Genomic DNA, 19,425 nt, shown 5'->3' on the forward strand with positions numbered 1-19,425 from the left:
CGTCATCCACGTCTCGATCGCCGTGCTGGCCTCGGCGCTGTTCACCCTGACCTTCTCGATGAGCGTGCTGCAGCTGCTCCAGCACCGCCGCGAGGCCCGGATCCGCACCGGGGGCCCGGCGCGGCCGGCGTTCCTGCAGTTGGTGCCCTCGGCGCTGAGCCTGGAGAACTGGTCCTACCGGATCAACGCGGTGGGCTTCGTGATGTGGACCTTCACCCTGATCGCCGGGGCCATCTGGGCCGAACAGGCCTGGGGCCGGTACTGGGGCTGGGACACCAAGGAGGTCTGGACCTTCGTGATCTGGGTGATCTACGCCGGCTACCTGCACGCCCGGGCCACCCGCGGCTGGACCGGGGAACGCGCCGCGTGGCTCTCGATCATCGGCTTCGCCGCCCTGGTGTTCAACTTCACCATCGTCAACACCTACTTCCCCGGCCTGCACTCCTACGCCGGCATCCCGGAGTAGGCATCACTCCGACGGCGACGGCAGGGGCCTGGGCGTTCCGTTGGTGAACTTCGACCGGTCGTCGTTGGGGTACAGCGGGTCCGGGGAGCTCATCACGATGGACAGGACAGCGCCGTCCGCGTCCCGGTCTCGCGGAACGTGACCTGGAGCGCGACCTCGTCCTGGGTGGCCCCGTAGAGGCGGTGGCCGTTCGGGTCCTGCTCGGCCCTGCGGGTTCATGCATCCGCCCAGTGTCACGGCGGCCAGCGCGGCGAGCGCCGCCATCGGTCCGCGGGCTCCCCGTGTCATCTGGCCTTCCCCCTCGTCCACGGACACCCGGTCAAGTCCTGTGAACGGGTACGCCGGGCTCTCCGACCCCAGGGGGTATTCGATGACATGATACGGGGACCCCGGTGTGGCCGGAGACCTCGTGGCCGTTGCCGGCGGGGGCCACGCAGACGATGTTCGTGGAGTCCAGGCCCTCTCGCTCGTCCGTGCCCATGGGCGATCCGCCGGCGCTCTGACAGGGGTCCGCACGGGGCCGCGATGGGGAGGACCCCCCCCAACTCAGGACGAGGCGGGACCGCCGTCCTCGGGTTGTTCCGAGCGCCCGTCCGTCTGCTGTTCCCGGGCCCTGAGCTCCGCCTCGCGGCGGTCCAGTTCGGCCTTGCGGGCCTGCTGCTGACGCTGGACATCGAGCTGGCGCAGGAAGGCCGCGTCGTCGTCGGGGGAGGAGGGCCGGCGCGGCGCGGCGGGACGGCCGCCCGGGGCGCCGCCGTTGCGACGGGACCGGGCCCGGCCGAGGAACAGCCACAGCAACGCGCCGATCAGCGGGACGAGGATGATGATCAGCACCCAGGCGGTCTTCGGAAAAGCCCGCACCTGGTGCTTCGGGGTCATCAGGCACTCGATGAGCGCATAGATGATGACGCCGACTGCGACGATGCCGAGGGGGATCAGGAAGCGGGGCATGCATCCATTCTACGGACCCCGGTAGACTACCGGGGTGCGTCTGCTCAAGTATGCCCTGATCCGCCTGGCCATCTTCTTCGTGGTCTGGGGTGCCTGCATGCTGCTCAACCTCGGCTGGGTGTTCTCCACCATCGCCGCGGCCGTCATCGCCCTGGCCGCCGGTTACCTGTTCTTCAACGACCTGCGCACCGGCGCGTCACAGGACGTGGCGAACGCGTGGACGGGCCGCAGCCGCGGCCGGGCGGACCGGGGCAGGACCGAGCAGGCGGACATGGACGTCGAGGACGCCTACACCGAGGGCCGGTACTTCGACCCGGAGCAGCCGAGGGACGACCAGCGCTGATCACAGCAGCAGTCCCACGCTGAACAGCACGGCGTAGACCAGGCCCAGGATGCCGGTGAGCTTCAGCACCGGGATCAGGTCCCGCCGCTCGGTGGCGTGCAGCATGGTCAGCGAGGGACGCACGGCCACCGCGCCGGCCAGCAGGACCAGCCACAGCCACGGGTGCTCGCCGGTGAACAGCAGCGGCAGGAGCACGGCCACCGCCACCATCACCACGTAGGACCAGCGCGCCGCGGTGTCGCCGAGGCGAACCGCCAGCGTCATCTTGCCCGTCTCGCGGTCCGTGGGGATGTCCCGGACGTTGTTGGCCATCAGCAGGGCGGTGGAGAGCAGTCCGCACCCCACGGCGCCGGCCCAGGCCGGACCGGAGAGCTCGAGCGCCTGCGTGTAGGTGGTGCCCAGCACGGCCACCAGCCCGAAGAAGATGAACACGAACACCTCGCCCAAACCCAGGTATCCGTAGGGCTTCTTGCCGCCCGTGTAGTACCAGGCGGCGACCACGGCCAGCACCCCGACGGCGATCATCCACCAGGTGCCCGCCCACGCCACGAGCGCCAGGCCGGCGAGGCAGGCCACCCCGAAGCAGGCGAAGGCGGCGGCCTTGACCGTGGCGGCCGGTGCGGCCCCCGAGCCGGTCAGGCGCAGCGGGCCCACGCGGACGTCGTCGGTGCCGCGGATGCCGTCCGAGTAGTCGTTGGCGTAGTTCACGCCGACCTGCAGGGCCAGGGCCACGATGAGGGCCAGCACCGCCCGGCCGAGGTGGAACCCCCCGAGCTCGGCCGCCGCGGCGGAGCCGATCATGACCGGGGCGATCGCCATCGGCAGGGTGCGCAGTCGCGCGCCGTCGATCCACTGGGCGGCGGTGGCCATAGGGCGGGTCCTTCCATCGGGGCGGTGAGTCCAGCGGCCTATTCTCCCACCTCGCGGCCGCATTGGATGCGCCGCAGGCGGTGGATGCCACAGGCCAGGGCGGCACCCCGGGGCATCACGACGTCCGGAAGCGCTCCAGGAGTGACTGCCGGTCGGTCTTGCCGTTGGGCAGCAGGGGCAGTGCGTCCAGCACCAGCCAGTCCTTCGGTGCCGCGGCCGGGCCCAGGGCCTGCCGCACCGTGCTGCGGGCGGCGGACTCGTCCCAGGACGCATCCGTCGCGACGGCGGCGCAGAGGCGCTGGCCCCACTCGTCGTCGGGGATCCCGCCCACGAAGGCGGCGCGGACGCCGGGCAGGGACTCCAGCACCCCCTGGACCCGGGCGGCGGAGACCTTCACCCCGCCGGTGATGATGACGTCGTCCACGCGGCCGGTGACGGTGAGGTGCTGGTGGCCGGGTGCGCCCTGGACAGTGCCGGTGTCCTCGGTGAGGTACCAGCGACGCGCCGGGTCGCCGTCGGTGCCCGTCCCGAAGTGCTCGGCCGTGCGGCCGGGGTCGTCGAGGTAGCCGGCGGCGACCACGGGCCCGGACAGCCGCAAGCGGGGGGTGTCACCGTCGGCGCCGTGGACGACCTCGGCGGTGACGTCCTCGAGCGGGACGCCGTCGTAGACGCAGCCGCCGCAGGTCTCGCTCATCCCGTAGGTCAGGTGCAGGGCGATGCGTGCGTCCGCGGCCGCGGCGCGCACGGTATCGGGCACCCGGGCCCCGCCGACCAGCACGACATCGAAGGTGCGGAGCGCATCGAGCGCCAGCCGGTCGGGACCGTCATCGGGGGAGAGCAGGCGGGCGAGCTGGGTGGGGACCAGGGAGACCGCGCGGAAGCCGGTGCCGCGCTCCAGCCGGTCCACGGCCTCGGCGAAACCCCGGGCGGTGAACGGGCCGGGGGCGGTGGGCACGGGCGTGGTCCCGGCCCGCAGGGACCGGGAGAGCACGGCCAGGCCGGCCACGAACTGCAGCCCCACGGCCAGCAGCCACTGCCCCTCGCCGCCGATGCGCGCGGCGGTGGCGGCGGCGGAGGCGGCCAGGGCCTCGCGGGTGAGCAGGGTCTGCTTGGGCGCGCCGGTGGACCCGGAGGTCCGCACCACCGCGACGACGCCGGCCGAGCCCCCGCGCGAGGGATCCGTGGCCTCGGGGCGGGGGAGCACCCGCCCGTCCGCGGTGAACTCCACCGGCGGCCCGGACCCGTCCAGCGCGGCGGCCAGCGCGCGCCGGGCGTCCTCGAGCCCGGAGTCGGTCAGCGGCATCAGAAGTAGTACGGGAAGCCGGACCAGTCGGGATCGCGCTTCTGCAGGAACGCGTCCCGTCCCTCCACGGCCTCGTCCGTCATGTAGGCCAGGCGGGTCGCCTCGCCGGCGAAGACCTGCTGGCCGGAGAGCCCGTCGTCGGCGAGGTTGAAGGCGAACTTCAGCATCCGGATGGCCTGCGGAGACTGGCGGTTGATGTCCGCGGCGTACTCCAGGGCCACCTCCTCGAGGCGCTCGTGGTCCACGGCCTCGTTGACGGCGCCCATCTGCACCATGTCCTCGGCCGAGTACTCGCGGGCCAGGAAGAAGATGGCGCGGGCGTTCTTCTGGCCGATCTGCCGGGCCAGCAGCGCCGAGCCGTAGCCGGCGTCGAAGGAGCCGACGGTGGCGTCGGTCTGCTTGAACCTGCCGTGCTGGCGCGAGGCGATCGTCAGGTCCGCGACCACGTGGAGCGAGTGCCCGCCGCCGGCGGCCCAGCCGTTCACGACGGCGATGACCGGCTTGGGCGTGGTGCGGATCAGCCGCTGGACCTCGAGGATGTGCAGCCGGCCGGCGCGCGCGGGGTCGATCGTCTCGGCGGAGGTGCCCTCGGCGTAGCGGTAGCCGTCCCGCCCGCGGATGCGCTGGTCCCCGCCGGAGCAGAAGGAGTGCCCGCCGTCCTTGGGGGAGGGGCCGTTGCCGGTGAGCAGGATGCAACCGACGTCCGGGGTCATCCGGGCGTGGTCCAGGGTGCGGTAGAGCTCGTCCACGGTGCCGGGGCGGAAGGCGTTGCGGACCTCCGGGCGGTCGAAGGCGATCCGCACGGTGCCCAGGTCCCTCACGACGGCGCCGGAGGCGTCGCGCTCGACCTGCCGGTGGTAGGTGATGTCCTCGAGGTCGAATCCCTCCACCACACGCCAGCGGGTGGGGTCGAAGACGTCGGAGACGCGGGCCGGGAGGTCTGTGTGTTCTGCGTTGCTCACCCGGCAGAGTCTAGCCAGCCCCACCGAGAGCACTGACCCGGCGGATCCTGGGGATCCGCCGGGTCAGGGGCACAGGGCGCGGTGTCAGCGGGCCGGGGCGCCCGCCGGCACGTCGTCGTCGTGCTCGTGGTGGTCGTCGTGGTGGAGGGCCACGCCGCCCCTGCCGCTGGCGGCCGCCTCCCGGGCCTCTGCGGCCGCGGCGAGCATCTCGTGTTCCGCCATGGTCCGCTGCTCGGGCTGCCGGCCCTGCTCCAGCGCGGTCTCGGCAGGGGAGCCGGGGACCACGGCCGAGCCGACGGCGCCGGGGATCTCCGAACCGCGCAGGGAGGCCCCCGCGGTCTCCCGCATGAACCACACGCTGACCAGTCCCACCGCGCAGGCGGCCATCATGTAGTAGGCCGGGAACTTGACGTCCCCCGTCACCCCGATGGCCCACTCGTTCACCAGCGCGGCGGTGCCCCCGAAGATCGAGGTGGCGATGTTGTAGGTGATCGCGAAGCCGGAGAACCGCGCCTGGGTGGGGAACATCGCCGGGAAGGTGGCGGTGATCGTGGACAGCTGCGGGATGTACAGCAGGCCCAGCACGGCGAAGCCGACGAGCGCCAGCCCGAAGTCCATGCCCATGAGCATGAACATGGGGATGGCCAGCAGGATGATCCCGCCCAGGGAGAAGTACCAGGACGGCTTGCGGCCGAACCTGTCCGAGAGGCCGCCGGACCACGGCATCAGCGCCATCATGGCGACCTCGCCGATGAGGATGATGGCGAGCCCGGCCGAGGCGGGCAGGCCGATCTGCTGCTCCAGGTAGGTGGGCATGTAGGACAGCAGCGTGTAGTTGACCACGTTCACCGAGATGACCAGCCCGGTCATCACCAGCATCGGCTTCCAGTGGGTGCGGAACAGCTGCGGCAGCGACGGGGTGTCGACCGACTCGGCGGCGGCCGGTGCGTCGTCGTTCATCTCCTCGTACACCGGGGTGTCGTCCAGCTTGGAGCGCAGGTAGAACCCGATCAGGCCCATCGGGGCGGCCAGCAGGAACGGCAGGCGCCAGCCCCAGGAGCTCATCTGCTCGGGGGACAGCAGCAGTTCCAGGAGCAGCATGACGGCCGTGCCCAGGGCGAAGCCGCCCAGGGTGCCGAACTCCAGGAAGGAGCCCAGGAAGCCTCGGCGGCGGTCCGGGGCGTACTCGGACATGTAGGTGGCCGCGCCCCCGTACTCGCCGCCGGTGGAGAAGCCCTGGACCATGCGCAGCACGATCAGCAGCACCGGGGCCAGCCAGCCGACCTGGTCGAAGGTCGGCAGCACGCCGATCAGGAACGTGGCACCGGACATCAGCAGGATGGTCAGCGCCAGGATGCCCTTGCGCCCGATCCGGTCCCCGAGGGGTCCCCAGACCAGTCCGCCCAGCGGCCGCACCAGGAAGGAGATCGCGAAGGTGGCCAGCGTCAGCAGCATGCCGCCCTCACCGGGGAAGAAGTGCTGGGTGATGTAGGCCGTGGCCACCGCGTAGACGCCGTAGTCGTACCACTCGGTGGCGTTGCCGAGCGCGGAGGCCGCGGTGGCCTTGCGGATGGCCGCCGCGGGGGTCTTCTTCCGGGGTGGACGGCTCGGCCTGGAGAAGCGATTGCGGACGGAGGACTGTGGTGCAGAGCTGGACACGAGTGCCGCTTCCTGTGCGATTCACCCCGTCAGGGGTGTTCCAGGGCCGACCAGGCGGTAGGCCCGGCGCACGGGGCGGCCGGGGGCGCCGGGTCGGGGCCGGGGAGGACGGCGGCCGGGATCGTGCATCGGCCACCCACCTGGGAGGTAGACGGTTGACCCTAACGGGGGCCGGGGGAGTCGGACAAATCGGGCCGGACGGTGCACAGTGGTGTCATGAACTGGGACGGAGCGGTCAACGCGCACCACGTGCTGGGGCTCATCTACCGGATGGGGCGCCAGGAATGGCTGACCGAGGACGGCTGGCGGCACCTGCGCCAGGACGGCGTCACCACGGTGATCGACCTGCGCAACGAGCCCGAACGCACCCGCCGGCCCACCGACCCCGCGGTGGGCGATGCCGCCCGGGCCGGGATCGACGTCGTGCACTGCCCGGTGGAGGACCAGGACGTGGCGGAGTACATGGCGCCGGCGCTCGCCGCCGGCGCACCGTACCCGAACCACCCGCGGTACTACCCGTCCACCCTGCGCTACTTCCCGGACCGGTTGGCCCGGGTGTTCAGCGCGATCGCGGCGGCACCGGGGGCGGTGGTGCTGCACTGCTCGGCCGGCCGGGACCGGACCGGGCTCGTGGTCACCCTGCTGCTGATGCTGGCCGGTCGGCGTGACCTGGTCCTGCCGCAGTACGACGCCGGCGCCCGGGGCATCAACGACTGGCACCGCATCAGCCCCGTGCCCCACCCCCACGAGCGGCATATGGCCGGTGCGGAACTGGAGGAGTTCCTCACCGGCCGGCTGCGGGCCCTGGAGGAGTTCGCGGACTCCCTGCCGGACGAGGGGTCGGTGGCGGCGCTGCTCCGGCGGCACGGCCTGGGCGAGGACGAACTGCAGGCGGTCCTGCGGAAGCTGGGCCGCACCGCCGGCCGGCCCGCCTGATCCGGGGCGTCGGCGCTCAGCGCTCCGGGGTCAGCGTCCGGGTGTACTGCACCTGGCCGTTCGCGTCGATCAGTTCCACGGTGAACTCCTCGCCCCCCGGGGCCACCTGTACGCGCCCGAAGAACTGCCCCGCGCCGTCGCGGGGTGATCCCATCGCCGGACCGGCCTTCTGGAAGTCCACGTGGGGACCGAAGGTGTGGTCCATCTCGTTGGGTCCGAAGGACCCGGCGTTGATGGGACCGGCCACGAACTCCCAGAACGGATGGAAGTCCGTGAATCGGGCCCGTTCGGGTGAGTAGTGGTGGGCGGCGCAGTAGTGCACGTCCCCGGTCAGGAACACGACGTTGCGGCTGCCCTGCCGCTTGATGCCGGACAGCAGCCGGGCCAGTTCGAGTTCGCGGCCCAGCGGCTGGCCGTGGTCGGCGTTGGAGATGGACTCCTGGCCCTTCCCGTCCGGGACGATGATGCCCAGCGGCAGGTCCGCCAGGATGACCTTCCAGGTGGCCTTCGAGGTCCTGAGCCCGCGCAGCAGCCACTCGAGCTGCTCCTCGCCGAGGAGGGCGGTCGCGTGCGGTTCCATGCCGTCGGTGTTCTCGCCCTTGTGCGTGCGCATGTCCAGGACGAACACGTCCAGCTGGGGGCCGCGCTCGATCCTGCGGTAGATGCGGGCCGGCTCGAGGCCGCTGCCGCGGGACATCGCCCGGTGGTCGGCGATCGGCTGGTACTCCTGCCAGGCGCGTCGACCGCGCGCGGCGAGGGTGTCGACGTCCCGGACGGTGTAGCGCTCATCGGTCAGCACCTCGCCGGCCCACCAGTTGTTGGTGGTCTCGTGGTCGTCCCACGTGGCGATGACCGGCACCTGCGCGTACATGGCCCGCACGTTGGCGTCCATCAGGTTGTAGCTGTGGCGGCCGCGGAACTCCCGCAGGGTCTCGGCCACCTTGGCCACCTCGTCGGTGACGACGTTGCGCCAGAGGGTCCCGTCGGGCTCCGTCATGGTCTCGGCGATCGGACCGTCCGCGTAGACGGTGTCACCGGCGTGCAGGAAGAAGTCGGGGTCGAACGAGCGCATCGTCTCGTAGCCGAACATGCCCCCGACGTCGGGGTTGATGCCGTAACCCTGGCCGGCGGTGTCGGCCGTCCAGACGAAGCTCTGCGCCCCGTCCGACCGGCGCCCCGGGGCGGTGCTGAACCGGCCGGTGCCGAGCTCGCTGCGGCGTCCGTGCTCGTCCTCGAAGGACAGCTCCAGGTCGAACGCGGTGCCGGACGGCAGGCCGCGGGCCTGGATGCGCGCGGTGAAGTCGGTGTCCGCGGTGGCCCACGGGCCGCGCAGGCGGATCGGTTCACCGTCCCGGCCCGCTCCATGACCACGACGCCGGCCCCGGGACCGCACGCGGTCGCCGTCGGCGTCGAGGGCGTGCAGGACCGCCTGGAGGCGGCCCTCGCCCGAGGCGCGGGACCACAGGACGGCGGAGTGGGACGTGACGTCACCGGTCTGGATCCCGGAGGGCAGGGTCAGGCGGGCCGCGGCGCGGCGTGCGGACACCGACGGGGACGCGGCCGCCGGTCCGGTGCCGAGCGTGGTGGGCAGGGTGCTGGCGAGGGCGGCCGCGGCGGCACCCTTGAGCAGGGTGCGGCGGTTCGGCGCCGGGTGGTTCTCCATGCCCACAGTGAAGCCGCGCGCCGTGAAACGCCGGTGGCCTGCGGGTGAACTCCGGCGGGCCACCGGGAGGCCGGGGACAATGGGCACGTGACTCCCTCGACCAACCCGCTGCCGATCATCGTCCCCACGCCGCGGGCGGTCGGCGTCCAGCCCCGCGCCCTGGCCACCGGGGTCGTGCTGGTCATCGGGGCCTGCGTCTCGCTGCAGTTCGGCGCGGCCGTGGCGGTGCAGCTGTTCCCGGTCCTGGGCCCCTGGGGCGTCACCACGCTGCGGCTGGGCCTTGCCGCGGTGGTGCTGCTGGGTCTGGTGCGGCCGCGGATCCGCAGCTGGACGCGCGCGCAGTGGACGGCGGTGGTCCTGTTCGGGATCTCCATGGGTGCGATGAACGGGGTCTTCTACGCCGCGATCGACCGGATCCCGCTGGGGGTCGCGGTGTCCATCGAGTTCCTGGGACCGCTGGTGCTGGCCGCCCTCCTCGCCCGGCGCTGGGTGGACGGGCTCTGGGTGGCCGTGGCCCTGGCGGGCATGGCCCTGCTCGCGGTGGACAGCGCCTCCGGGGACGAGGCGCTGGACCCGGTCGGCGTGCTCTTCGCCCTGGTCGCCGGGGCGTTCTGGATGGCCTACATCCTCACCAGCAAGCGGGTGGGGGCGCTCATGCCGGGCAGCGGGGGACTGGCCGTGGCACTGGTGGTGGCCACCGCCGTCGTGGCGCCACTGGGCGTGCCGGGGGCCGCCGGCGCGTTCGCGGACCCGGCGCTGCTGGGGCTGGGGCTCCTGGTCGCGCTGCTGTCCTCGGTGGTGCCCTACTCGCTGGAGCTCAACGCGCTGCGCCGGTTGCCACCGGCGGTGTTCAGCATCCTGCTGAGCCTGGAACCGGCCTTCGCGGCCCTGTTCGGGTGGCTGCTGCTGGGCCAGGAGTCCGGGCTGCTGCGCACCCTGGCGATCGTGCTGGTCGTCGCGGCCAGCGCCGGGGTGACGCTGACCGCGCGACGGCTCACACCCGCTGGCTCGCGCCGAGGGCGGTGAGCAGGAAGGCGTAGTCCCAGGCCCGGTCCTCCCAGGCCCGGTAGCGACCCGAGGCGCCCCCGTGGCCGCCGTCCATCTCCGTCTTCAGCACGATCGGCGAGCCCCCCGCGGCCAGCGGCGTGGACTGGTCCGAGGTGACCGTGCGGCGCAGCAGCTGGACCCACTTGGCCGGCTCCACGTACAGCACCCGGGTGTCGTTCAGCGAGGTCACGGCCGCGACGGCGGGATAGTCCACCGCCCGCACGTTCTCGTACGGGGTGTACTCGGCCATGTACCGGTACACCTCCGGGTCGGTGATCGGGTTGCCCCACTCCTCCCACTCCAGGGCGGACAACGGCAGGTCCGGGTCCAGGATGGAGGTCAGCGCGTCCACGAACGGCACCTGCGCCACGCACGCCCGGTACAGCTCGGGGGCCAGGTTCAGCACCGCGCCCATCAGCAGCCCGCCCGCCGAGCCGCCCATGCAGGCGATCCGGTCCGGGTCCACCCAGCCGGACTGCGCCACGAACCGGGTGGCGTCCACGAAGTCGGTGAAGGTGTTCTTCTTGTGCAGCTTCTTGCCGTGGTCGTACCAGGCACGGCCCAGCTCGCCCCCACCGCGCACGTGCGCCACCACGTAGACCACGCCGCGGTCCAGCAGGGACAACCGCGCCACGGACAGCCCCGGGTCCATCGAGACCTCGTAGCTGCCGTAGCCGTAGACGACGCAGGGGTTGGAACCGTCCCACTCGGTGTCCTTGCGCCGGATGACCGTCAGCGGGATCGTCACCCGCCGGTCCGTGGACTCGGCCGGCGCCCACCAGCGCTCCACGAGGTACTGCTCGGGGTCGTAGCCGGGCACCTCGACCTGGCGGCGCAGGTGCAGGGCGCCGGCCTCGCCGGCGCCCATCTCCCAGTCCAGCACCTGGGAGGGGGTCACCCAGGAGGTGTAGGACAACCGCAGGTAGGGCGACTCGTAGGGGGCCCCGGCCAGTTCGCACGAGTACAGCTCCTCGCCGAAGTCCGGCTCCACGGGCCGGCCCTGCTGGTCCGTGCCCAGCCCGGCCAGCGGCATCACGAGGGTGCGCGGGGTCGTCTGGCGGCGCACGCTCAGGGCCAGGTGCGTGGCGGTGACGGCGGCGCCGTCCACCTTGGTGGTGGCCGAGTGCTCCACGACGGTGCGCCAGGACCGCGGGTCCGTCACCGTCTCGCGGGCGGCCAGGGAGACCATGTTGTTCGGGGCGTCGGCCCCCGTGGCCAGGTCCTTGTCATGGACGATCACGTAGTGCCGCCGGCCGTCCAGGGTCACCGGGTCCACGCCGTGTAGCAGGCCGAGGGAGCGGTCCACGAGCACGCGCAGCCCGCCCAGCGGCTCCCCGGCGCCCTCGGGCAGGTCCAGGGCCCGGGTCTCGGCGAGCTCGGAATTGCCGATGGACACGACCAGCTCGGTGCGGTCGGCGGAGAGCCCGAAGCCGGACCACATCCCCGGGTCGTCCTCCTGGAACAGCAGCTGGTCCTGCTCGTTCGGCGTGCCGAGGGTGTGGGCGAGGATGCGGTAGGGACGCCAGGACTCGTCCGGGACGGTGTAGAACACTCGCGTGCCGGTGCGGTCGAAGACCACCCCGTAGGACACGTTGGGGATCTCGTCGGCCAGGTCCTCGCCGGTGCGCAGGTCCCGGACGCGCAGGGTGAAGCGCTCGTCGCCGGCATGGTCCACGGCGTAGGCCATCAGGTTCCCGTCCCGGGACACGGCCAGGCCGCCGAGGGAGAAGAAGGGCTTGCCCTCGGCCTCGGCGTTGCCGTCCAGGATGACCTCTTCGCCCTCGACCGCGACGCCCGGCTCGATGACCGGCGGGGTCCAGTCCGCGACGGCGTCACCGGTGTCCCGTGCCCGCACGCGGCACTGCACGCCGTACTGCTTGCCCTCCTCGGTGCGGGAGAAGTACCACCAGTCGTCCTTGCGGGCCGGGACGGACAGGTCCGTCTCCACCGTGTGGGCCTTGATCTCGCCGAAGATGGCCGTGCGCAGCGGCTCCTGGTCCTCGGTGACCGCGGCCGTGTAGGCGTTCTCCGCCTCCAGGTGCGCGATGACCTCGGGGGACTCCTTGTCCCGCAGCCAGTCGTAGTCGTCCGTGAAGGCCTGGCCGTGGTGCTCGCGCGGCACGGGGCGCCGCTCGGCGACCGGCGGGTGCGAGGTGGGGGCCGACGTCGTGGTGTCCGAAGAACTCATGGCCACCATTCAACCCCACGCCGGGGGCGTGGATCACAGCCCCAGCAGGCCCCGGAAAACGCCCATGCCGAAGTAGAGGACGAAGGCGGCGGCCACCACCCAGAGCAGGGGGTGCACCTCGCGGGCCCGGCCCTGGGCGGTGCGGATCACCGCGTAGGCGATCATGCCGGCGCCGATGCCGTTGGCGATCGAATAGGTGAACGGCATGAGGATGAAGGTCAGGAACGCCGGGAAGGCGGCACCCAGGTCCGTCCAGTCGATGTGCAGCACCTGCGTGGCCATCATGAAGCCCACCACCACGAGGGCCGGGGCGACCGCCTCGAAGGGCACCAGGTGGATCAGCGGGGTCAGGAACATGGCCAGCAGGAACAGCACGCCGGTCACCACGGAGGCCAGGCCGGTGCGCGCACCCTCGCCGATGCCGGTGCCGGACTCCACGAAGATCTGGTTGGCCGAGCCGGAGGCGCCGCCGCCGGCGGAGACGGCCAGGGCGTCCACCATGAGGACCCGGTTCAGGTGCGGGATCTGACCGTCCCGGGTGACGTTGCCGGCCTCGCGGGCCAGGCCCACGGACGTGCCCATGGCGTCGAAGAACACGGACAGCAGGATGACGAACACCAGCAGCAGTGCCATCAGGGGGCCGACCTGGCTGAAGGCCGCGAACAGGTCCGCCTGTCCCACGAGGGACACGTCCGGGGCGCTCCAGTCCGGGAAGGACGGGGCCACCAGGGACCAGCCGGTCGGGTTGACGTTGCCCTCGGCGTCCACCGAGGGGCCGATGTGGAACACCGCCTCGAGGATGTTCGCCAGCACGGTGGCCACCACGATCCCGATGAGGATGGCCCCGCGGGTCTTGCGGATCACGAGCACGGAGGTGACCAGCAGCCCGACGATGAACACGAGCACCGGCCAGCCCTCCAGGTCACCACCGGTGCCCAGCCCGACCGGGACGGTGGTGCCGGCGGCGTCCGGCACGCGGCGGACGAACCCGGCGTTGACGAAGCCGATCATGGCGATGAACAGGCCGATGCCCACCACGATCCCCGTCTTCAGGGCGTCCGGCACGGCGTTGAACACCGCCTGCCGGAAGCCGGTGGCCACCAGCACGGCCATGACCAGTCCGGCGATCACCACGAGTCCCATCACGGCCGGCCAGGTCAGTCCCTGGGTCGTGGCGACGGTGATGGCCACGAGCGCGTTGACGCCGAGCCCGGCGGCCAGGGCGAAGGGATGCCGGGCCCAGACGCCCATGACGATCGTCGCGATGCCGGCCACGAGCGCCGTCACGGCGGCCACCCGGCCGATGCCCAGGGTGTCCCCGTTCGCGTCCGCCCCGGAGAGCACGAGCGGGTTGAGCACGATGATGTAGCTCATCGCCAGGAAGGTCGCCAGCCCGCCGCGGATCTCCTGGGCGACGGAGGAACCGCGCCGGGAGATCATGAAGAACCGGTCGAACCCGTTGCGCGGATGGGCCGCGTCCACGGTGTTCAGGGTCCTGGGATCGGATGTCGGTGCTGCGGTATCGGGCCTGGGCATGGGGGCCATGTTAGCGGCGGCGGGCACCGCGCCGCCTACTTCCCGGGGTTCGGCCGCGCGAGAGGGAGGACCGGCCGGGCGGTAGTCTGGCCCGATGCCAGGCACGGGGTGGGTCCAGCTCTCCGCGCACGCCCACGCCCTGGCCCTGCCGGGCTGGCAGGCCAACGTGGGCCTCGTCGTCGGGACGGACCGGGCCCTGCTCGTGGACACCGGTGCCGGGCCGGTCCAGGCCGCCTGGCTGCTGGACCGCGTACGCGAGCTGACCGCCCTGCCCCTGGTGGCGGTCAACACCCACGCCCACTTCGACCACGTGTTCGGCAACGCCTACCTGGCGGACCCCGGGACCGCCGGCGTGGAACAGGTCTGGGGCCACGAGCGCGCCGCGGCCGCGCTGCGCGAGCACGGCGAGGACCAGCGGGGCGAGGTGCGTGCCCTCGAACCGGCCTTCGCCGCCGGTGAGGGGCCCCACGCGCGGATCCTGCCGCCCACGCACACCGTGGGGGACGAACCGCGGACGATCGACCTCGGCGGGGTCGGCGCCACGCTGTTCCACGTGGGCCGCGGCCATACCGACGGTGACCTGCTGGTCGGGGCCGGTGAGGTCCTGTTCGCCGGGGACCTCGTCGAGGAGGGCGCCGACCCGGCCTTCGAGGATGCCTGGCCCCGGGACTGGCCGACCGCCCTGGCCCGGATCCTCGAGCTGGCGGACCGCTACCGGGTCATCGTCCCCGGGCACGGCGCCGTCGTGGGCATGGACCACGTCCGGCGCATGCTGCACGCCATGGAGCGGGCCGTCGGCGGGGACGGTGCGGTGTACGGCGCGGAGCAGTCGGGGCACCTGGCCCGGCGGTTGTCATGACCAGGCCCCACCCGCTCGCCGCGGCGTTCCAGGTCTACGCGCCCTCGGCCGTCTACTCCGTGGGCGTCGGCGCCATCACCCCGGCCATGGCCCCCGCGGCGACCGCGTTCGGGGCCTCGGTGGCCGTGGCCGCCGCCTCCGTCACCCTCGTCGGGATCGGCTCGCTGCTGGCCAACGCGCCCGCCGCGCACCTGGCCTCCCGGGCGGGGGAGCGCAGGACCATCATCGTCTCCGCCTGGACCGGTGCGGTGGGCGCGCTGGTGGCCTGGGCCGCCGTCGCCGGCTGGCTGTCCGTGCCCGACGCCGCCGGGCTCGCCCTGTTCTTCGCCGGGCTGTTCGTCGTGGGCATGGCCGGGGCGGGGTTCAACCTGGCCCGGCAGTCCTACCTGGCGGTCGCCGTCCCGGTCAGCCACCGGGCGCGGGCGATGTCCACCCTGGGCGGCACCATCCGCATCGGCCTGTTCCTCGGGCCGTTCCTGGGCGCGGGGCTGCAGGCCCTCCTCGGCCTGCACGGGGCGTTCGCGGCCGGTGCGCTGACCATGGCCCTGGCCGCGGCGGGAAGCTTCGCCATCCGGGAGCTGCCCGTGCCGGGCCCGGTGGGCGCGGGGACCCCACCGGTCCCGCAGGCCCGGCCCACCCTGCGCTCGCTGGCCCGGGAGCACCGCCGGGTGCTGACCACCGTGGGCGTGGCCGTGATCTGCCTGTCCGCCACCCGGGCCTGCCGTTCCGCCGTCATCCCCCTGTGGGCCACCCACCTGGGGCTCTCACCCGCGGCGGCGTCCGTCATCTACGGGGTCACCGGGCTGGCGGACCTGCTGATGTTCTACCCCTCGGGGCTGCTCATGGACCGCCGCGGCCGGCGCATCGTGGCGGTGTCCTGCCTGAGCGGGCTGGGCCTGGGCATGGCCCTGATCCCGCTCACCGGCGCTCCGGGGTGGTTCACCGCGGTGGCGCTGGTGGTGGGGCTGGGCAACGGCTTCGGTTCCGGGATCGTCATGACCCTGGGCGCCGACTACTCCCCGCGGCAGGCCAGGCCCCAGTTCCTGGCCCTGTGGCGGTTGCAGGCAGACGCCGGCATCCTGGCGGGTCCGGCGATCCTCTCCGCGGTCACGGCCCTGGCGGGGCTCGCCACCGGGATCTGGGTGATCGCGGCAATCGCCGGCGCCGGGGCGGTGGTGTTCGCCCGGGCCCTGCCGCGCGGACCCGGGCCGGTGGCCTGACTCAGCGGCGCCCGGCCTGCCAGCGGAAGAAGGTCGAGAGGAACCCGAAGACCAGCAGCCCCGGTCCCACGGAGAGCAGCAGCCCGGCCAGGAAGTGCCAGCCGGAGTGCCAGTCCGGAACCGGGGTCAGGGCGGCCACACCCCCGGCGGCCTGGAAGGCCAGCCAGGCCCCGGCCGTGGCCAGCAGGCCGCCGAGCCAGAGGGCCACGTCCCAGCCGGGGTGGCCCGCCGGCCGCGGATGACGGGCGCTGGGCCTGCCCACCGTGTTCCAGCCGGGTCCCGTGCGCAGGATGACCCAGCCGGCCGCCAGCGCCCAGGCGGCGGCGACCAGGTAGGCCGCCGCCATGTCCGCCGGGCGGTGCCAGGCCTCGATGAACGTGCCCGCCCCCACCGCGGTGGCGAACAGCGCACCGATCGCGGCCGTCGCCGGACGCCACCGCGGGGCCACCATGAGGAACACGGCCAGGGCCGCGGCCGCGGCGAAGGTGGTGTGCCCCGAGGGCAGAGAGTTGCCCGTGTAGTAGGGCACCCCGTTGTCCAGCACCGGCCGGACGAACAGCACGTTCTTGAGGACCTGGGTGGTGAGGTTGGCCCCCGCGAACCCCGCCGCCGCCACCAGCGAGGCGAACCAGCGCCGGCGCCAGACCGTGAGCACCAGGAACACGGCGACCCCGACCACCCCGACGATCTGCGGCAACCGGACCAGCACCACGGTCACCGAGCCGTGCAGCGAGGCGAGCCGGTGGGTGGCGGACTCCAGGGCCATGTACTCCGCCAGCTGGCCGGTGGAGGTGCCCACGAAGGCGGTGAAGACCACCAGGAGCAGCGCGATGCAGCCGGCCAGCGCCAGCAGCCAGGCCCAGGGGTCACGGGCCGGCCGACGGGCGGACCGGACGGGCAACGTGTCGGGAACGGCAGAGGGCATGGGCTCCATTGTGGTCCAGCCGGCTGGGAGGATCCCGTCACCGGTCCGTCGACGATTCTTCGCCGGACGGTCACGCGGGCGACGGACGGGCGGTCTATCCTCGGCCCCATGTCCAACATCGCGGGGACCACTCCCGAGCACGCCGCGGCACGCCAGGCACTCGCCCTCTTCGGCTCCGTCAGCCGCCAGGAACCCATCGAGTGGGCGGGGGAGACACCCCTGGCCCCGCAACTGGCCCGGTTCTACCGCGAGGTGGGACCCGAGTGGATCGAGATCGACACCGCCGGGCTGCCCTTCCTGTTCTTCCCGCTCGAACGGCTCTGGGACGAGCAGGCCGGATACCGCTGGAACCGGAGCACCGCGGCCCGGCTGGTGGACTGGAACGAGGAGTGGACGGTGGTGGCCAAGCAGGGCGCGGACCCGTTCATCCTCGACGCGAACACCGGCCAGGTCCTCACCGCGCCCGGGGACGACGGCTGGGAGGACCGGCTGGACGACCCGGAGCCGACCTTCGACTCCCTCGAGCAGATGGCGCTGGCCCTGGCCGCCACCGGCAGCGCCTGGGCCCGGTGGGACAACCCGTTCACCGAGGACTGGACCCTGCGTCCGGAGACCACCGCCGCCGTGGTCCAGGCACTGGAGACCGTCCTCGGTGACCACGCCCGCGCCGTGGCCGTGGCCCGCAAGTTCGGGTACCACCACGCACGCTGAATAGGCTGGGGGCATGATCCCGCCCCTGCTGGCCGGGCTGTCGCTGCCCGGTGCCGACGAACTGCTGGACGGCGCCGTCGTCGTCACCCAGCCCCTGCACACCCGCTTCCGCGGCACCACCGTGCGCGAGGCGATGCTGCTGCACGGGCCGGCCGGCTGGGCCGAGTTCTCCCCGTTCCCCGAGTACGACGCGGTGGAGTCCGCCCGCTGGCTCGCCGCGGCGATCGAGGCCGGCTGGCACGGCTGGCCGGCCCCCGTGCGGGAGACCGTCCCCGTTAACGCGACCGTCCCGGCGGTCCGGCCCGGGGACGTCGGGCGCGTCCTGGAGTCCTTCGGCGCGGTCCCGGCCGTCAAGGTGAAGGTGGCCGAAGCGGGCCAGGACGTCGACGACGACGTGGCCCGGGTGGCCGAGGTGCGCCGCCTGCTGCCGGAGGCAGCCCTCCGCGTCGACGCCAACCAGGGTTGGGACCACGCGACCGCCCTGGCGGCGCTGGGCCGGCTGGCCGGGTACGGGCTCGAGTACGCCGAGCAGCCGGTGGCGGGCATCGAGGGGCTCGCCCGGCTGCGCGAGGCCCTGGACCGCGCCGGGATCGAGGTACGGCTGGCCGCCGACGAGTCCGTCCGCAAGGAGACCGACCCCGTGGCCGTCGCCCGGGCCGGGGCCGCGGACCTCGTCGTGGTCAAGGTCCAGCCCCTGGGCGGGGTGCGCCGCGCCCTCGGGATCGTGGAGGCCGCCGGTCTGGATGCGGTCGTGTCCTCGGCGCTGGACACCTCGGTGGGGATCGCCGCCGGGGTGGCGCTCGCCGCCAGCCTGCCGCGACTGCCCCACGCTTGCGGGCTGGGCACCGTGGCGCTGTTCGCCCAGGACGTCGCGGACCCGCCCTGGGTCCCCGACGCCGGCCGGCTCCGTCCCGGTCCGGCCCCCGTCCCGGTGGCGCGGGGCGCGCTGCGCGCCGGCGAGGACCGGCAGCGGTGGTGGCGGGACCGGCTCCGCGCGGCCTGGGCGGTGCTGGAGGCGGCCCGGCCGGCCTGAGCGACGTCCCGCTCACGAAGTGTTCACCGGGACGTCACCGTTTCGCGTCCGGGACGCATCCTTCGGGGTGAACGGTGGATACGCTCATCCACCACCTTGAGGAGATCTCCTTGCTGAAGCGCCAGCTGCCCATGGCCGGCCACACCCGTGGCAACCGTTCGCCCATCACCTGCCAGCTCAAGTGCGGCAACGCCTGCGCCCATGAAGCCCCCAACACCTCGGGCAACACCCACTTCCGGGACATCGCCGACGCCGCGATCTCGCGCCGCGCCGCCCTGGGCCTGGGCGGCGGACTGGCCGCCGCCGTCGTCGTGGGCGCCCAGGCCGTCTCCACCGCCCCGACCGCGGAGGCCCACGGCGGCACCCACCCGAAGGGCGGCGGCAAGCTCGAGTTCCGGGCCCTCAACGGGGTCCCCAAGACCGTGGACGATGTCACCGTGCCGGAGGGCTACGACTGGAAGGCCATCATCCGCTGGGGTGACCCGTTGTTCGCCGACTCCCCGGAGTTCGACATCACCGCCCAGACCGGTGAGTCCCAGTCCCGGCAGTTCGGCTACAACAACGACTACCTGGACGTCATCACCGACGGCCGCGACGACCGCCGTGGCTACCTGGTGTCCAACCACGAGTACACCAACGAGAACATCATGTTCTCCCCGGAGTACATCGCCTCGAACCCCGAGGACGTCGTCAACGCGGGCATCGCGGCCCACGGGATGTCCGTGGTCGAGCTCCGGCGCGAGGGCAGGGGCC

At 72.9% G+C, this 19,425-nt stretch carries 18 protein-coding genes; 9 read left to right on the top strand and 9 right to left on the bottom strand.

The annotated features are described in order from the left end of the window. The coding region (gene ccsA, locus PLJ28_RS12470) for a cytochrome c biogenesis protein CcsA (RefSeq protein ID WP_324590187.1) at positions 1-466 on the top strand (466 nt) is incomplete at its 5' end. 546 nt (positions 467-1,012) lie between these two features. Here ccsA and PLJ28_RS12475 read toward each other — a convergent pair. After that, positions 1,013-1,417 carry a PLD nuclease N-terminal domain-containing protein gene (locus tag PLJ28_RS12475; protein ID WP_183527726.1) on the bottom strand — a complete coding sequence of 135 codons (405 nt, stop codon included), beginning with the start codon at positions 1,415-1,417 and terminating at the stop codon, positions 1,013-1,015. Between the two features lie 34 nt (positions 1,418-1,451). On the opposite strand from PLJ28_RS12475, the gene PLJ28_RS12480 reads away from it, so the two are divergent. Further along, positions 1,452-1,760, top strand: a complete 309-nt coding sequence (locus PLJ28_RS12480; protein ID WP_010143136.1) for a DUF4229 domain-containing protein — start codon at positions 1,452-1,454, stop codon at positions 1,758-1,760. On the opposite strand, the gene PLJ28_RS12485 is transcribed toward PLJ28_RS12480, so the two are convergent. From PLJ28_RS12485 to PLJ28_RS12500, 4 genes are all read right to left on the bottom strand, one after another. Continuing rightward, entirely contained in the window at positions 1,761-2,630 is an 870-nt protein-coding gene (locus PLJ28_RS12485) for a 1,4-dihydroxy-2-naphthoate polyprenyltransferase (protein ID WP_183527724.1), read from the bottom strand. It lies immediately after the preceding gene. Positions 2,631-2,745: 115 nt separating this feature from the next. Continuing rightward, on the bottom strand, positions 2,746-3,933 hold the full coding sequence (locus PLJ28_RS12490) for an AMP-binding protein (RefSeq protein ID WP_183527722.1): 1,188 nt from the start codon (positions 3,931-3,933) through the stop codon (positions 2,746-2,748). Continuing rightward, a complete protein-coding gene (locus PLJ28_RS12495; RefSeq protein WP_298044854.1) occupies positions 3,933-4,895 on the bottom strand; it encodes a 1,4-dihydroxy-2-naphthoyl-CoA synthase in 963 nt (320 codons plus the stop codon). The genes PLJ28_RS12490 and PLJ28_RS12495 overlap by 1 nt, the downstream gene beginning before the upstream one ends. Before the next feature lie 84 nt (positions 4,896-4,979). Beyond that, positions 4,980-6,554, bottom strand: a complete 1,575-nt coding sequence (locus PLJ28_RS12500; RefSeq protein WP_183527718.1) for an MFS transporter — start codon at positions 6,552-6,554, stop codon at positions 4,980-4,982. Between the two features lie 216 nt (positions 6,555-6,770). Between PLJ28_RS12500 and PLJ28_RS12505 the strand changes: the two genes are divergently transcribed. Further along, positions 6,771-7,490, top strand: coding sequence for a tyrosine-protein phosphatase (locus PLJ28_RS12505; RefSeq protein WP_324590188.1), 720 nt, complete (start codon positions 6,771-6,773; stop codon positions 7,488-7,490). Positions 7,491-7,506: 16 nt separating this feature from the next. On the opposite strand, the gene PLJ28_RS12510 is transcribed toward PLJ28_RS12505, so the two are convergent. Then, on the bottom strand, positions 7,507-9,153 hold the full coding sequence (locus PLJ28_RS12510; RefSeq protein WP_324590189.1) for an alkaline phosphatase D family protein: 1,647 nt from the start codon (positions 9,151-9,153) through the stop codon (positions 7,507-7,509). Between the two features lie 87 nt (positions 9,154-9,240). Here PLJ28_RS12510 and PLJ28_RS12515 point away from each other — a divergent pair, with 87 nt between their 5' ends. Further along, entirely contained in the window at positions 9,241-10,179 is a 939-nt protein-coding gene (locus tag PLJ28_RS12515; RefSeq protein WP_298044850.1) for an EamA family transporter, read from the top strand. On the opposite strand, the gene PLJ28_RS12520 is transcribed toward PLJ28_RS12515, so the two are convergent. Beyond that, positions 10,148-12,388 (bottom strand): S9 family peptidase, encoded by a 2,241-nt coding sequence (locus PLJ28_RS12520; RefSeq protein ID WP_183527712.1) that lies wholly within the window; start codon positions 12,386-12,388, stop codon positions 10,148-10,150. The genes PLJ28_RS12515 and PLJ28_RS12520 overlap by 32 nt on opposite strands. 33 nt (positions 12,389-12,421) lie before the next feature. After that, positions 12,422-13,828 carry an NCS2 family permease gene (locus tag PLJ28_RS12525; RefSeq protein WP_324590193.1) on the bottom strand — a complete coding sequence of 469 codons (1,407 nt, stop codon included), beginning with the start codon at positions 13,826-13,828 and terminating at the stop codon, positions 12,422-12,424. 190 nt (positions 13,829-14,018) lie between these two features. Here PLJ28_RS12525 and PLJ28_RS12530 point away from each other — a divergent pair, with 190 nt between their 5' ends. Next, positions 14,019-14,783 carry an MBL fold metallo-hydrolase gene (locus tag PLJ28_RS12530; RefSeq protein WP_183527710.1) on the top strand — a complete coding sequence of 255 codons (765 nt, stop codon included), beginning with the start codon at positions 14,019-14,021 and terminating at the stop codon, positions 14,781-14,783. After that, positions 14,780-16,003 (top strand): MFS transporter, encoded by a 1,224-nt coding sequence (locus PLJ28_RS12535; RefSeq protein WP_183527708.1) that lies wholly within the window; start codon positions 14,780-14,782, stop codon positions 16,001-16,003. Before PLJ28_RS12530 ends, PLJ28_RS12535 begins: the two co-directional genes overlap by 4 nt. A 1-nt stretch (position 16,004) precedes the next feature. Here the strand turns inward: PLJ28_RS12535 and PLJ28_RS12540 are convergent, their stop codons facing one another. Continuing rightward, positions 16,005-16,928: a phosphatase PAP2 family protein gene (locus PLJ28_RS12540; protein WP_183527706.1), complete on the bottom strand. Its 924-nt coding sequence runs from the start codon at positions 16,926-16,928 to the stop codon at positions 16,005-16,007. Between the two features lie 108 nt (positions 16,929-17,036). Between PLJ28_RS12540 and PLJ28_RS12545 the strand changes: the two genes are divergently transcribed. The 3 genes from PLJ28_RS12545 to PLJ28_RS12555 form a co-directional block, all read left to right on the top strand. Beyond that, positions 17,037-17,639 (top strand): hypothetical protein, encoded by a 603-nt coding sequence (locus PLJ28_RS12545; RefSeq protein WP_324590190.1) that lies wholly within the window; start codon positions 17,037-17,039, stop codon positions 17,637-17,639. Positions 17,640-17,652: 13 nt separating this feature from the next. Continuing rightward, positions 17,653-18,672, top strand: coding sequence for an o-succinylbenzoate synthase (locus PLJ28_RS12550; RefSeq protein WP_324590191.1), 1,020 nt, complete (start codon positions 17,653-17,655; stop codon positions 18,670-18,672). A gap of 110 nt (positions 18,673-18,782) precedes the next feature. After that, positions 18,783-19,425, top strand: a 643-nt coding sequence (locus PLJ28_RS12555) for an alkaline phosphatase PhoX (protein ID WP_324590192.1), incomplete at its 3' end; no start/stop codon positions are given.

This window comes from Citricoccus sp., assembly GCF_035445025.1.
In the GTDB taxonomy this organism is placed as follows: domain Bacteria; phylum Actinomycetota; class Actinomycetes; order Actinomycetales; family Micrococcaceae; genus Citricoccus.